This is a genomic window from [Leptolyngbya] sp. PCC 7376 (assembly GCF_000316605.1).
Lineage (GTDB): Bacteria > Cyanobacteriota > Cyanobacteriia > Cyanobacteriales > MRBY01 > MRBY01.
In genome coordinates, this window is the sequence record NC_019683.1 from 2,358,183 (window position 1) to 2,371,389 (window position 13,207).

Sequence of the window (13,207 nt, forward strand, 5' to 3'; positions counted from 1 at the left end):
CCTTAATTTTGAGCTGAATTTACCTATAACTATTGACAAAGTTAGAAGAAGTTACCTTTCTCCCTCTCACTGGACAGAGTTATAGCGCTAGGCGATCGCTCTCAAATTACAACATTGCTCTAATTCCTAATTTATGACCAAATGCTAATATTTGATAATGATTCTCATTCTTGGTTGATTCAAGGATGAGAATCCTACATTATTCATGCTGCCAATGGGTCTTCCATTCTGATGCTCTCTCAAAGTCCTGTGTCTCAAATAATGGATATGCCGAATCAAGGATTACCAGTCACGATTGTGACGGGGTTTCTGGGTAGTGGCAAAACCACATTGCTGAACCACATCTTGCAAAACCAGAAAGGATTGAAAATTGCTGTGCTTGTCAATGAATTTGGCAACATTGATATCGATAGCCAACTCCTGATTTCAGCAGATCAAGATATGCTGCAACTCAGCAATGGTTGCATCTGTTGCAGTATTAATGAGGGATTAGTTGAGACGGTCTATGACATTCTGGAGCGGGAAGACAAAGTCGATTACTTGGTAGTAGAGACAAGCGGCGTAGCCGATCCTTTGCCTTTAGCCCTTACGTTTGTCGGTACAGAACTGAAACAACTTACTCGACTCGATTCGATTTTGACCGTAGTTGATGCAGAAACATTTTCCCCGAAGTTTCTGAACAGTGAAGCGGCTCTAAACCAAGTTGCCTATGGCGATATTATTTTGCTCAATAAGGTAGATCTCATCCCTCCTGAACAGCTTGAAGCCGCAGAATCCCATATTCAACAAGTCAAAGATGGGGCAAGGATATTGCACTGTAGTCATGGAGCAGTACCGCTCGACATGATTTTAGATATAGGACTTTCCTCCACAGAGCAACACGATGAATGGGAGCAAACATTAGAAGAATTAGCAAAAGAAAAGCAAGCTGGTTCCTCTAATCATCTAAAGAATGATGGCTTTGACTCTTTATCTTTCAAAAGTACTCGCCCTTTTGATATACAAAGATTTGAGCACTTTCTAAGGGAGCAATTACCAGATAACATTTACCGGGCTAAGGGATTGCTTTGGTTACAAGGGGAAACTGGCCGATTCATTTTTCAACTGAGTGGCAAACGCTACAGCCTCGATCGTGATCAATGGCCTACAGAACCATTGAATCAATTGGTTTTTATTGGCCGAAATCTAGATAAGCTAACACTGATGCAGCAACTCAATAACTGCCTGGGTCGTCAGTAATTATCTTTTGGAGACTTATCGCTGAAATAGGCGTTGATTTGATAATGAGCATAAAAAAGGAGGTAGGAATTGACCAGACCTCCTCGGAGTAAGAAATTATTCTTAGTGCAAAGATGGGTTGTGACGAATTAAATTCATAAACTCTTGGCGGGTACGGGCATTCTCCTTAAAAACACCTTGCATTGAACTAGTTACCGTCCAAGAACCTGGTTTTTGTACTCCCCGCATAACCATACACATATGGCTCGCTTCGATAACAACTGCCACCCCTTGAGGTTGCAAAAGACCTTGCAATGCATCGCCGATTTGTTGGGTTAGGCGTTCTTGTACTTGTAGACGACGGGCATACATTTCACAAATGCGGGCAATTTTGGATAGACCAATCACTTTGCCATTGGGAATGTAGGCGACATGGGCGCGTCCCAAAATTGGCAAGATATGATGTTCACAGGAACTAAACAAGTCAATGTCACGGACTAAAACCATCTCATTGGCATTTTCGTGAAAGACAGCTCCATTCAACAATTCATCTAGGGATTGGTTGTAGCCAGAGGTCAAAAACTTCAGGGCCTTAACAACTCGCTTGGGTGTGTCGCGCAGGCCTTCACGATCAGGGTCTTCACCTAGCCCTAAAAGTAAAGTGCGGACTGCTCGCTGCATTTCCTCATCAGACACAGGAGCTTGAGATTCAGTAACGATAGCTTTCTTGCGGAGATCTTCGGGTGAAATAGATAAGGTCATAGATAGAGTTCAGTCAGTTAAAGTATTTGTTGAACAACTCAGTCGTAATAATTCAGTCGTTTTTTTTGGGAAAAGTATTCGCTTGAATCCTTTGGAGTACGTATCACAGCATGATCCGCATCCTTCAATCCACAAAACGAGAATGATTATCATTCCTGATGATCTTACACTATATTTTTATGATTTATTACGAATGCTGCATTTTTGTGAGCCATTAGGTGTATCGCATAGTAATCGATGGTGAAGGGAATGCATTTGCTCAGGGTAGAAGGTTGATATAGCCCACTAAGCTGCTTGATTAGTTGGCTTTTTCTTGGTCGAAAATCTAATCAAGTTGAAACTCATGCAGCAACTCAGTAACGTCTTGGGCTGTAAGAATCATCTTTTGGCGATCGCCCTTTCATACCAACTCACAGCGATAATAAGACAGCATCATTTGTCGCAAACTATATGGATCTGTTTGATCATCAAGCTGCTCAACGTCGCCAAACCCAAGCCCCTCTTGCGGATCGAATGCGTCCTAGAACTCTCGATGAGTATGTGGGACAGGAACATATCATTGCGCCGGGAAGATTATTGCGCCGGGCGATCGCCCTTGACCAGATTTCGTCTCTCATTTTTTATGGGCCACCGGGAACAGGCAAAACAACTTTAGCCAGAATTATTGCGAACACCACCGAATCCTATTTTGTAAGTTTGAATGCGGTGTTGGCGGGGATTAAGGATATCCGGGAGGCGATCGCCAAAGCCCAGGCTGAGTTTAAGTACTATCAAAAAAGTACGTTACTGTTTGTGGATGAGGTGCATCGGTTTAATAAATCTCAGCAGGATGCGCTGTTGCCATGGGTGGAAAATGGCACAGTGATTTTGATTGGGGCAACCACAGAAAATCCCTATTTCGAAGTTAATAAAGCTCTCGTTAGTCGCTCCCGAATTTTTCAGTTAACTTCTTTAGAATCTCGTCATTTAGAACAGGTTTTAGCGCAAACATTAGATGATAATGCGCGGGGTTATGGGGAGCTACAAGTCACGATTGAAACAGCAGCAAAAGACCATTTAATTCAAGTTTCTAATGGTGATGCTCGGACATTATTAAACGCATTGGAATTGGCTGTTGAAACCACAGAGCCTAAACTCGATGGCCGGATTTTAATTACGTTGGCGATCGCCGAAGATTCGATTCAGCAGCGAGCGGTGCTCTACGACAAAGAAGGGGATGCCCATTTCGATACGATTAGTGCGTTTATTAAAAGTGTGCGGGGTTCCGATCCCGATGCGGCATTATATTGGCTCGCAAAAATGCTCTACGCCGGGGAAGAGCCGAGGTACATTTTTCGGCGGTTGTTGATTTTGGCCTGTGAGGATATTGGTTTAGCCGATCCGAGTGCCGTGACCATCGTCAATTCCTGCGCGGAGACCTTTGACCGTATTGGAATGCCAGAAGGTCGTTATCCCCTTGCTCAAGCAACACTTTATCTCGCCACCACCGATAAATCTAACAGCGTAATGGGCTTTTTCGATGCGATCGCCACGGTTGAGAAAGAGCAAGTTGCGGATGTGCCAAACCACCTTAAAGATCCTAATCGCGACAAGGAAGAATTTGGCCACGGCGCAGATTATCAATATCCCCATGCCTATCGCGAGCATTGGGTAGAGCAACAATATTTACCGGATTTTTTGCAGGGAAAACAGTTTTACGATCCGTCCTCCCAAGGCTATGAAAAGCAAATTAAAGATCGGGTTTTACGGCGGCGAGAAGCACAATTAGCGGCATTTTCTGGGGGGATGAATGATCATCGTCTCGATATTCTGACCTATGGCAAAACTGACGCAGTAACAGAACGTTGGTTACAACGAACCCTCTCGAAAACAGGACAACAACTCGGTAAGATCCGCGATCGCCTCTTTGCAGACATCACTATTCAACGCCATGATATTGTTCTCGATCTTAATGCCGGGAATGGTTTGCTCACTTGGGAAGCGCTGCGACAAACTCCTGAAGGTGGGGTTTATAGCGTAGTGACTAGCATTAATGATGACAATAATTTGAATGGTCAAGCCATCAGCCTCGATGAATTGCAACGACCGAAAATTATTCGTGGCGAATTAACTGAACTCACTGACTGTTTAAATCCTGATATTCAATTCGATAAGATTATTGGTCGCAATGTATTGATGGCTTCTTCTGAGAAAAAGGCGATCGCCCAACAATTGAAGCAACTCTTACAACCTCAAACTCAATTGCGCATTGTCGAAACCATTCCCCGTGAGGGGCAACGACTTTATCAGTTATTGGATCTCAAAAATTTAGCGGCGGATATCCAGAAAAAACTGATTGCCGCGGAAGAAGCAATCTACACAAATCCCAATGACGATATGGTGAATTGGGATGATAACGACTTACAGAAACTGTTTAAAAAGCTTGGTTTAGAGACGAATCTCCAAAAAGAAATTCAAACCACTCAGATTTTTATTAGCCCGCAATTACTAAAGCGTTGGTTTACGTCTCAAAAGCCCCAACGTCCGTCCTATATCGATCATCTCCATGCCAAATTAGATGACGCAGAAATTCAACTGATTCAACATCAATTCGAGCGGCAGTTACTCAACAAAGCTGTCCCATGGCAAAGCACAATTTTATGGATTACAGCATCGGGATCATAGAAATCACTAGGCGATCGCAGATTATCACTGACTTAGGAAATACAAATAGGTCAACCTCAGTAAAGGGATCATTTTGGTTTACTATTGTTTCGCATAGATTTTGAACTCCGAGTACGGGCAATCGACTGGTGAAAAAACTCATTCGTGGACTAGATCAATATAAGAAAGACTACGTTGCGAGTCATGTTGACCTGTTTGAACAGCTAAAGCATGGCCAAAAACCACGCGTTCTCTTCATCTGCTGTTCCGACTCCCGCGTTGATCCCGGACTCATTACCCACACTGACATCGGTGAGCTTTTCGTCATCCGCAATGCAGGTAATATCATTCCTCCATTTGGTGCAGCGAACGGCGGTGAAGGCGGTACCCTCGAATATGCCCTCGAAGGTTTAGACATCCGACAAATTATTGTTTGTGGTCATTCTCACTGTGGCGCGATGAAAGGCTTACTGAAGCTCAATAAGCTGCAAGAAAGTATGCCATTAGTTTTTGACTGGCTTAAACAAGCTGAAGCAACTCGTCGTCTGGTGCAAGACACTTATCCTCATTGTCGTGGTGACGAGCTGGTCGAAACTCTCGTTGCAGAGAACGTTCTCGTTCAGATTGACAATCTCAAGACTTATCCCGTAGTTCGCTCTCGTCTGCATCAAGGCAAGCTAAAAATTTATGGCTGGATTTACAATATCGAAAATGGTGAAGTCCTAGCCTACGACGAATCGAATCACGCTTATACAAAGCCTGATTATGGCCTCATTGATGAAGGGCCATTAGAAGATCACGAACCTATTGAAGGTTGTCCACTCCCTAATACTATTTCTGCTGAAAGCGTTCAGAACTGGTACGGCAACAGCGACACTTTTTCTGTCAGCGGTAAGTAAATAGCGACGCGGCGATCGCCAAATTGTGAATTACCCTAAATCATAAAGTGGTGATTCTAATTGGGAGAGCAAGCGTAAAAATGAAAGTAATATTAGGTTTGTCAGCGGCATTAGCTGTTGTAGGCATGAGTTTTTGTGGTGGTGAGGCGATCGCTCACAAAGTTAGATATGCCCATGAACATGAATCCGTAGAGCCACAAAACGAACAGGAAATCCTTGAACAAGAGGGCGAGAACGAATACAAGCTCAAGCCCGGCTCCAATGAAATGCTGCGCGCACCGATCTCAATGGCTGATGGTCTAGAGGTCATTGTTTCCGATGTGATTATTCCACCAAATGCCACAGTGCCGCGGCATTTCCACCCCGGCGAAGAGTTTATTTATTTGATTGAAGGTTCTGTCGTAAATGTCGTAGAAGGATTACCCGATACGATCATGCGAGCTGGAGAAACCTTTGTAATGCCTCCCGGAGTTGAGCATGCTCCCTACGCAACCGATGAAGGCGCAAGGGCGATCGTTTTTCGAGTCCATGTAGAAGGTCACCCCGAACGATACCTCGTCGAATAAAAGCAAGAAGAGTAAGAGTTGAATTAACTACTTAATTTAAAGATCTATTCCGAAAAACAAAATAGATAAAAATATTAATTGAAATTTCAATTTGCTGACATGCTAACCGCAATCTCAACTGATTTCTGCAATTTACTTAACTTCTGTTGATCCTTAGGTAGATCTAGGAAGTCATTAATATCGCTAAGGCTTTCAAATTTACCAGCAACCCTAAGATGAAACATGACAAAACGACAAAAATAAAATTGTAGAAATCTTGCATATTGCTTGGCTGATTCGCTTTCTTCACCAGAATGAATACTTTGATTGCGATACTCACGAATAGATTCTAAAAGCTGTCTATGATATTCCCTTTCCTCAAAAACAAATGAAACTCGGCGAATCAGAGCATCATAGTCTGCATAATTTCCGGTATTAGTTAATTGTTCCAAAGCTCCCCAGAGTTTCATAACTGCAATTGTAGGATCTGGTTCATCTAGTGCTCTGACATATCGAATTAAAGCATCCTTCAATCGGCATTGGTACTTCGGTTCCAACTGTTTTATTTTCGCCCAGATCTTTGTCGTATTGTCATTAAATAAGTCAGATTCACTGGGTTTAAATAACTTTGCTTCAACAAAATTTGGCTCATACCAAATATACATTTGAGAAGCTTCACCATCACTTCCATGAATTGTGTGAACATGACCTAAACGAATTTGGTTGACTGGCTCTCTCGTTGTTTCTGGAGATTGAAATACTGCATAATGATTTAATAGCCATATCGAGCGTTGCAGATCTAATGCTCGCATTGCATGATGAAACGCCTGCTCTTCTGATTTTGCTTGAGTCTCAACTATTACTTTCCGGTACTCCTGAGGTGTCTTATCTGAAATGTGAGGCAATGCCCTCAATGCACGACCACTATCTTGAAAGCAGATTGGATATTCTCCTTCCAAAATCTTAATAGAACATTTTTCAATATTGAATATTCCAGGTAAATTCACCTCGCCGAGAGAAATACTAGTAAGTACATAAAAAGAGACAAGAGGTGTGGCAAGCTTTTTCCTGATAAGAAGCTTCAATTCAGCAAGAAATCTCCCTGAGTCAATAACTTCCCTTTTTCTTAAAACTGCTTCAATTGCATCTCCTATTGTAGATATTTTCTCTGAATCATTGATGTCAGAAGGAAAATCCAACATATTTTTCAGTGCATAAGTTATCGGAATGATCTCCAAGCCATGCCACGAGATTTTTCCATCTTCTTTGACAGTTTTATCTGTCTCCTCTATCTTCTCAAAAATAACTTCTGGCTTAAATCTTTTACCTTTCCATTTCACTGCCATATTTTTCGCCTACTATTCTCTAAACACACAACAACATCTTGCTCGTACAACATCGTTTAGCTCCGGTCACCATACAACGAAATCTTAGCCTGTTTTCACTGGATATAAGTCCGTCACTAGAGCAGCTTGCTCCCCTGAAATGTCTATAATGTAACCCTTGCAGTTTTTCTGATGGTTGCAGTTGACTCAGATCCAAACCGAAACCCTTAATCTTCTTGAATGGCAACGGCTTTGCCAACATCTCTCGACTTTCGCTGCGACAAAACTTGGGGCGATCGCCGCGCGGAATTTAGTATTTCCGGGGAGTCAGGCGGAGAGTGAAATTTTATTGGCGCAGACGGTAGAAATCACTGAGTTAGATGCGGAGACAGAAGGCGGTATTTCCTTTGAAGGAATTGGCAATGTCAGCGAGTCGTTAGAACGAGCGACCATTGGTGGGATCATTTCAGGGCAAGATTTACTGCTAATCGCAACGACATTAGCTGGTGTCCGAAAACTTCGCCGCTTGGTAGAAAACTCTGAGTTGGAATTGCCTCAGCTGCTATTTCTCGTTGAACAGTTGCGCACATATCCAGAACTCGAAAAAGAAATTCACCATTGCATCGATGATCGCGGTGATGTGACGGATCGCGCGAGCCCAAAATTGGCGGGGATTCGCGAGAAAATGAAAGGAGCGCGAGATGGCATTTACCAAACCCTTAATCGCATTATGCAGCGCCATGGCGGTTCGATTCAGGAGGCCGTGATTACGCAACGAGGTGATCGCTTTGTCCTCCCAGTAAAGGCGGGGCAAAAGGAACATATTCCCGGCATTGTTCACGATATTTCGAGTACAGGATCGACGTTTTATGTAGAACCAAAAGCGATTATTGATCTCGGCAATCGTCTCCGCCAAGCGACAAAACAAGAACAACGCGAAATCGAAATTATACTGCGACAACTCACCGAAAAGGTTGCCGAAGTTGTTGAGGATTTAGAGAAATTATTGGCGATCGCCACAACCATTGATCTCGCAACGGCACGCTCCCGCTATAGCCATTGGTTAGAGGCAAATCCGCCGAAATTCACCAAGCCAGAACAGCCAACCATGTTGCGCAAACTTCACCATCCCTTATTGGTGTGGCAGCAGAAGCAGGAAGAAGGCGATGAGGTTGTGCCGATTAATGTGCAAATTCGCCCCGATATCAAGGTTGTGGCGATCACTGGCCCAAATACTGGAGGTAAAACTGTTACGCTCAAAACCCTTGGGATGGCGGCACTGATGGCAAAAGTTGGACTATTTATTCCGGCGATTGCTCCAGTCGAATTACCTTGGTTTAATCATGTTCTCGCCGATATTGGTGATGAACAATCATTGCAGCAAAGCTTATCGACATTTTCAGGACATATCCGCCGTGTTGGTCGCATTATCGAAACTCTCCAAGCAGAGGATGAAAATAATTTAGTCTTACTCGATGAAGTGGGCGCTGGAACCGATCCAACCGAAGGAAGTGCCTTGGCGATCGCCCTTTTAAAGTATTTGGCTGACCATGCCGCTTTGACAGTTGCCACCACCCATTACGGCGAACTGAAAGCATTGAAATATGACGATGACCGCTTTGAAAATGCATCGGTAGAATTCGATGAATATTCTCTGCGTCCCACCTATAAATTGCTGTGGGGAATTCCCGGTCGGTCTAATGCATTGGCGATCGCAAAACGCTTAGGATTAGATGAACAGGTTATCGACGCGGCTCAAAGTTTACTCGGCAATTCCAATACAGATGTGAATGAAGTGATTGCCGCCCTTGAAGCCCAACGCCGCGAGCAAGAGCAAAAATCCCAGGAAGCCGAAGCTCTTCTTAAACAAACTGAGCGTTTCTACACTGAAGTTTCCTCAAAAGCAGCCGATCTCCAACGCCGCGAAACCGAACTTAAACAAGCCCAAGATCAACAAGTTCAAGAGGCGATCGCCGAGGCAAAATCAGAAATTGCGCAGGTCATCCGCACCCTCCAAAAAGGCAAACCATCAGCCCAAAAAGCCCAAAAAGCCACCAACGCCCTTGGAGAAATTGCCCAAGAAAAACTAGCTCAACCAAAAAAGAAAAAAGCGGGTTATCAACCAAAACTTGGCGAAAAAATCCGCATTTCTAAACTGGGTCAAACTGCCGAAGTTATCGAACTCAACGAAGAAAATAAAACTCTTGTCGCTCGTTTTGGCATTATGAAAATGTCATTGCAATGGACAGAAATCGAATCTCTCCAAGGTCAAAAAGTTGAAGCAGAACCGAAAAAAACAAAACAAAAAACTAAGAAAAAGCAGCAGCCAAAACAATCCCAAGAGGTTGTCACAGTTCGTACCGATAGCAATACAATCGATATTCGCGGCCAACGAATCCACCAGGCTGAAAGTTCTCTCGAAGGGGCGATCGCCAGAGCCACAGCCCAAGGTTCCCAAGTAGTTTGGATCATTCATGGTAAAGGCACAGGTAAGCTCCGGGAAGGCGTTCATGAATTCCTCAAGCATCATCCCCAAATCAAAAAATATAATATCGCCGAACAAAAAGAAGGTGGTTCCGGCGTAACGATTGCCTATTTGTCGAACTAGTTTTTTGTAGGGGCGTTTCGCGAAATGCCCTGCGATATGTGTATTAAATTCATTAAATTTGGCCTGAAGTTTTTCAAAACATAATGCTCAAGCTACATCATCAACACCCTTGGGATTTAACGACGGCAGAGGCGAAAGAAGTCCAAGAAAATCTTCGCCAATACGTTATTTGCCAAGACCAATTTCAGGAACCAATCAAATTAGTAGCAGGCGTTGATGCAGGCTTTGAAAATAAATTTGAGACCATTTGCGTTGCCGTCGCCGTTTTATCTTTTCCGGAATTAGAAGTTATTGAAACTAAAGTCATCCGTCGTCCTACAACTTTTCCCTATGTACCAGGCTATTTATCTTTCCGGGAATTACCCACCATTGTTGAGGCCTTAGGCGAAATCGAAAACTTTCCAGATTTAATTCTTTGTGATGGTCAAGGTTATGCCCACCCTCGTCGATTCGGATTGGCTTGTCATCTCGGCGTCCTACTAGATTGCCCGACCATCGGTGTCGCAAAATCACGCTACATCGGAGAACATGATGAACTCCCTCTTGAAAAGGGCGAATGGGTAAATCTAATGGACAAAGATGAACGCATCGGTGCAGTATTACGCAGCAGAAAAAAAGTTCGTCCTTTATATATTTCTGTTGGCCATCGCATTAGTCTCGAAACGGCGATCGCCTATGTCCTTGCTTGTACACCAAAATATCGATTACCCGAAACCACTCGCATTGCTGATCATCTCGCATCCCATGCCAAAGATGTCTAGCCAATGGGAAGAAAACTAAGCCCATAAAAACAAAAGAGAGATGCCTCATTAAGAGAAGCATCCCTGAATCAAAAAGCTATTCGCGCCAAACTAAATGTCGCTACTGAGTAAATCCATCACTCAATTTAGTAAAGCTCTTCCTCTTGGTGAGTGATGATCTTAACGTCAGACTTAGGATAAGCAACACAAGTCAAAACGAAACCTTCTTCAACTTGATCATCATCTAAGAAAGACTGATCGCCTTGGTCAACTGTTCCGGACTCAACTTTACCTGCACAAGTAGAGCAAGCACCAGCGCGACAAGACGCAGGAAGTTCATGACCTTCATCAGCCGCAGTATCTAGAATGTACTCGTCATCAGGAGCGTCAAAAGAAATTTCGCCTTCGGGAGTAACAAGAGTGACCTTATATGTAGCCATTAAAATTTCCTCAAGTAAAACAAGTGGGTTGACTAAAAATTTCTGTTTAGCATTCTATGGCGATCTATTCGAACCCAAGAATGTTTTACGAAATTATTAAGTTATTTTTAGATCATAGGGTAAAAGAAAACCACGACCCCATTGCATTAAAAATGAAGTTAATGCGGAGAATTAAGATAAGACCAGCTTATGCATTTTAGGAGTGTAAAACAGGCTACAAAAAAATGGGTTTCCATCTAGGAAGCCCATAGTCTAAAGGTTATGTAGAGTATTTACCTTGGTTTTTGGCACAAATTATGCCTTGGTCAGACATTAACTAAATTTATACGTCTGTCAACTTATATAGAACAATTGAGTGAATTTCCTCTGTGTTCAGCGAAAAACCTAGTAAAGTTCGTCTTCTTTGTGAGTTTCGATAGAACAATCTGAGGTGGGATAAGCGACACAAGTCAAGACATATTTCGCAGCGACTTGCTCAGGTGATAGGAAATTTTGGTCACTCTGATCAACGGTGCCAGATACAAGTTTTCCTGTGCAACTAGAGCAAGCACCCGCTCGGCAGGAGTAAGGGATGTCGAGGCCTTGGTTCTCTGCTTCGTCAAGAATATAAGCGTCTTCGGGTACGGAAATGGTGTGGTTGCCTTCGGAGGTAATAAGGGTAACTTGATAGCTTGCCATAGGGTTAATAAGTGGATTTGGGATAACTAACTATTTTGAAAAGTATGGATGACCGTGATTGAGTTAGATCAATATTGCCAATCCTGAATATATTCATCTACCAAAATTATTCTTGATTAGGTGGCGGTGGGCAAAGAGGAGAGTCCCATCGTTTCAAAAATTAGGATGAATAAGCAGAGTGTATATTACCAAAACTTATATTCAAAGGAAATAGCTACGGGTTGAGCTGATAGTTATGAAGACTCAGAGGGTGGTGGCGATCGCCCTTCGGTGTAGAAGAGTTTAGACAAGGTTCGAGAATTTGGGCGAGAATAAGGAGCGAAATTTTTGGGTGGTTGAGACAGAATGACAGCACTTCGAGTCGGAATTGTCGGGACAGGCTACGCAGCAAAACGTCGAGCAGATGCGTTTCAACAGGAGCAAAGATCGCAATTAATAGCAGTTACTGGGCATCGAGAGTCGTCTCGCCAAAGTTTTGCGGCAATATATGGGATTGAGGCGATCGCCACTTGGCAGGAGTTGGTGCAGCGTCCGGATTTAGATATTGTTGTGGTTTGCAATATTAACCGTAAACATGGGGCGATCGCCCGAGCAGCTTTAGAAGCGGATAAACATGTGGTGGTGGAATATCCTCTGGCGCTCGATCCAACGGAAGCAGCGGAAATTGTCGAGCTGGCAAGGACAAAAAAGAAATTATTACACGTCGAACATATTGAAATTTTGGGAGGTCTACACCAAACGATTCGCGAGTATCTACCAAAATTAGGCCAGATTTTTTTCGCCAAATACATGACCCTCGCGCCCAAACGTCATCCCCTTCCCCATTGGACATTTCACCACAAAGATTATGGTTTTCCGCTTGTGGCTGCATTATCACGGGTAAATCGTTTTATTGATTTATTCGGTGAAGTCGACACAGTACAAGGAACTGCAGATTTTCTGCCTTCAGAATTTGAGGGGTATTACAAAAGTTGTCTCTGTGCAGCGCAATTCAAATTTCAGAGTGGCGTTGTGGCCCATCTCACCTACGGTAAAGGTTCTCTCGTCACGACTGGCGATCGCCGATTTACGATTTATGGAGACAAAGGCACTCTCGAATTTAATGGCAGCCAAGGGACTTTAACCCAAGGTGAAACCACTACTCCTATTAAACTCGGAAGCCGACGAGGTGTTTTCCTGCGGGATACAACTGCAGTGCTGGACTACTTAATCGCAGGAAAACCCCTATATATTCAGCCTGAACAAAGTCTATATGCCCTAAAAATTGCCGACCAAATTCGCCATGATACGCTCAAATAATTAACTCAGTAGACGTTAATCTTTTGTGATCTTTCCCGGCAAACAAATAA

11 protein-coding genes are annotated in these 13,207 nt (G+C 43.3%); 7 read left to right on the forward strand and 4 right to left on the reverse strand.

Annotated elements, in window-relative coordinates; translation table 11 throughout:
- Positions 1–261: 261 nt before the first annotated feature.
- The gene (locus tag LEPTO7376_RS10465; protein WP_225901197.1) at positions 262–1,239 is read left to right on the forward strand and encodes a GTP-binding protein; all 978 of its coding nucleotides are present in this window, start codon (positions 262–264) and stop codon (positions 1,237–1,239) included.
- Positions 1,240–1,341: 102 nt separating this feature from the next.
- Here LEPTO7376_RS10465 and folE read toward each other — a convergent pair whose 3' ends face one another.
- On the reverse strand, positions 1,342–1,980 hold the full coding sequence (folE, locus tag LEPTO7376_RS10470; RefSeq protein ID WP_015134149.1) for a GTP cyclohydrolase I FolE: 639 nt from the start codon (positions 1,978–1,980) through the stop codon (positions 1,342–1,344).
- Positions 1,981–2,430: 450 nt separating this feature from the next.
- Between folE and LEPTO7376_RS10475 the strand changes: the two genes are divergently transcribed.
- The 3 genes from LEPTO7376_RS10475 (at position 2,431) to LEPTO7376_RS10485 (ending at position 6,088) form a co-directional block, all read left to right on the forward strand.
- A complete protein-coding gene (locus LEPTO7376_RS10475; protein ID WP_015134150.1) occupies positions 2,431–4,644 on the forward strand; it encodes an AAA family ATPase in 2,214 nt (737 codons plus the stop codon).
- A gap of 128 nt (positions 4,645–4,772) precedes the next feature.
- Positions 4,773–5,522, forward strand: coding sequence for a carbonic anhydrase (locus LEPTO7376_RS10480; protein WP_015134151.1), 750 nt, complete (start codon positions 4,773–4,775; stop codon positions 5,520–5,522).
- Positions 5,523–5,602: 80 nt separating this feature from the next.
- Positions 5,603–6,088, forward strand: a complete 486-nt coding sequence (locus tag LEPTO7376_RS10485; protein WP_015134152.1) for a cupin domain-containing protein — start codon at positions 5,603–5,605, stop codon at positions 6,086–6,088.
- A gap of 86 nt (positions 6,089–6,174) precedes the next feature.
- On the opposite strand, the gene LEPTO7376_RS10490 is transcribed toward LEPTO7376_RS10485, so the two are convergent.
- Entirely contained in the window at positions 6,175–7,413 is a 1,239-nt protein-coding gene (locus LEPTO7376_RS10490) for a hypothetical protein (RefSeq protein WP_015134153.1), read from the reverse strand.
- A 181-nt stretch (positions 7,414–7,594) separates the two neighbouring features.
- Here LEPTO7376_RS10490 and LEPTO7376_RS10495 point away from each other — a divergent pair, with 181 nt between their 5' ends.
- Both LEPTO7376_RS10495 and nfi read left to right on the forward strand, forming a co-directional pair.
- The gene (locus tag LEPTO7376_RS10495) at positions 7,595–10,000 is read left to right on the forward strand and encodes an endonuclease MutS2 (protein WP_015134154.1); all 2,406 of its coding nucleotides are present in this window, start codon (positions 7,595–7,597) and stop codon (positions 9,998–10,000) included.
- An 83-nt stretch (positions 10,001–10,083) separates the two neighbouring features.
- Positions 10,084–10,761 carry a deoxyribonuclease V gene (gene nfi / locus LEPTO7376_RS10500; RefSeq protein WP_015134155.1) on the forward strand — a complete coding sequence of 226 codons (678 nt, stop codon included), beginning with the start codon at positions 10,084–10,086 and terminating at the stop codon, positions 10,759–10,761.
- 125 nt (positions 10,762–10,886) lie between these two features.
- Here the strand turns inward: nfi and LEPTO7376_RS10505 are convergent, their stop codons facing one another.
- Both LEPTO7376_RS10505 and LEPTO7376_RS10510 read right to left on the reverse strand, forming a co-directional pair.
- Positions 10,887–11,180, reverse strand: a complete 294-nt coding sequence (locus LEPTO7376_RS10505; RefSeq protein ID WP_015134156.1) for a 2Fe-2S iron-sulfur cluster-binding protein — start codon at positions 11,178–11,180, stop codon at positions 10,887–10,889.
- 384 nt (positions 11,181–11,564) lie between these two features.
- Positions 11,565–11,858 (reverse strand): ferredoxin, encoded by a 294-nt coding sequence (locus LEPTO7376_RS10510; protein ID WP_015134157.1) that lies wholly within the window; start codon positions 11,856–11,858, stop codon positions 11,565–11,567.
- A gap of 345 nt (positions 11,859–12,203) precedes the next feature.
- Here LEPTO7376_RS10510 and LEPTO7376_RS10515 point away from each other — a divergent pair, with 345 nt between their 5' ends.
- Positions 12,204–13,157: a Gfo/Idh/MocA family protein gene (locus LEPTO7376_RS10515; protein ID WP_015134158.1), complete on the forward strand. Its 954-nt coding sequence runs from the start codon at positions 12,204–12,206 to the stop codon at positions 13,155–13,157.
- Positions 13,158–13,207: the final 50 nt, after the last annotated feature.

Bases quoted from the DNA above. Each gene is read 5' to 3' on its own strand.
- LEPTO7376_RS10465 (WP_225901197.1), top strand. From the start codon at position 262: ATGGATATGCCGAATCAAGGATTACCAGTCACGATTGTGACGGGGTTT.
- folE (WP_015134149.1), bottom strand. From the start codon at position 1,980: ATGACCTTATCTATTTCACCCGAAGATCTCCGCAAGAAAGCTATCGTT.
- LEPTO7376_RS10475 (WP_015134150.1), top strand. From the start codon at position 2,431: ATGGATCTGTTTGATCATCAAGCTGCTCAACGTCGCCAAACCCAAGCC.
- LEPTO7376_RS10485 (WP_015134152.1), top strand. From the start codon at position 5,603: ATGAAAGTAATATTAGGTTTGTCAGCGGCATTAGCTGTTGTAGGCATG.
- LEPTO7376_RS10490 (WP_015134153.1), bottom strand. From the start codon at position 7,413: ATGGCAGTGAAATGGAAAGGTAAAAGATTTAAGCCAGAAGTTATTTTT.
- nfi (WP_015134155.1), top strand. From the start codon at position 10,084: ATGCTCAAGCTACATCATCAACACCCTTGGGATTTAACGACGGCAGAG.
- LEPTO7376_RS10505 (WP_015134156.1), bottom strand. From the start codon at position 11,180: ATGGCTACATATAAGGTCACTCTTGTTACTCCCGAAGGCGAAATTTCT.
- LEPTO7376_RS10510 (WP_015134157.1), bottom strand. From the start codon at position 11,858: ATGGCAAGCTATCAAGTTACCCTTATTACCTCCGAAGGCAACCACACC.
- LEPTO7376_RS10515 (WP_015134158.1), top strand. From the start codon at position 12,204: ATGACAGCACTTCGAGTCGGAATTGTCGGGACAGGCTACGCAGCAAAA.